Genomic DNA, 1157 nt, shown 5'->3' on the forward strand with positions numbered 1-1157 from the left:
GGGTGACGGCGTACCTTTTGTATAATGGGTCAGCGACTTACATTCAGTGGCAAGCTTAACCGATTAGGGCAGGCGTAGCGAAAGCGAGTCCGAACAGGGCGTTCAGTCGCTGGGTGTAGACCCGAAACCAGGTGATCTATCCATGGCCAGGATGAAGGTGCGGTAACACGTACTGGAGGTCCGAACCCACTAACGTTGAAAAGTTAGGGGATGAGCTGTGGATAGGGGTGAAAGGCTAAACAAACCTGGAAATAGCTGGTTCTCTCCGAAAACTATTTAGGTAGTGCCTCGTGTATCACCTTCGGGGGTAGAGCACTGTCATGGTTGTGGGGTCCATTGCGGATTACTACGCCATAGCAAACTCCGAATACCGAAGAGTGCAATCACGGGAGACAGACATCGGGTGCTAACGTCCGGTGTCAAGAGGGAAACAACCCAGACCGCCAGCTAAGGTCCCCAAATATTGCTAAGTGGGAAACGAAGTGGGAAGGCTAAAACAGTCAGGAGGTTGGCTTAGAAGCAGCCATCCTTTAAAGAAAGCGTAATAGCTCACTGATCGAGTCGTCCTGCGCGGAAGATGTAACGGGGCTAAGCAATATACCGAAGCTGCGGATGCACATTTATGTGCATGGTAGGAGAGCGTTCCGTAAGCCTGCGAAGGTGCATTGAAAAGTGCGCTGGAGGTATCGGAAGTGCGAATGCTGACATGAGTAGCGATAAAGGGGGTGAAAGGCCCCCTCGCCGTAAGCCCAAGGTTTCCTACGCAACGTTCATCGGCGTAGGGTGAGTCGGCCCCTAAGGCGAGGCAGAAATGCGTAGCTGATGGGAAGCAGGTTAATATTCCTGCACCATTGTTAAATGCGATGGGGGGACGGATCGCGGAAGGTTGTCCGGGTGTTGGAAGTCCCGGTCCTTGCATTGGAGAAGGCGCTCAGGCAAATCCGGGCGCGGAATTCAAGGGTGCGAGGCCATTCACTTCGGTGAAGAAGCAACTGGAAGTGGTTCCAAGAAAAGCCTCTAAGCTTCAGTTTAACAAGACCGTACCGCAAACCGACACAGGTGGGCGAGATGAGTATTCTAAGGCGCTTGAGAGAACTCGGGAGAAGGAACTCGGCAAATTGGTACCGTAACTTCGGGATAAGGTACGCCCCTGTAGC

The 1157-nt window shown here is 52.7% G+C and carries 1 rRNA gene; it reads left to right on the forward strand.

The features are described from left to right. Positions 1-1157: ribosomal RNA gene (locus P3T25_RS48585) — 23S ribosomal RNA — on the forward strand; the annotation flags it as partial.

It is taken from the genome of Paraburkholderia sp. GAS32, from assembly GCF_050434225.1.
Classification (GTDB): Bacteria; Pseudomonadota; Gammaproteobacteria; order Burkholderiales; family Burkholderiaceae; genus Paraburkholderia; species Paraburkholderia madseniana.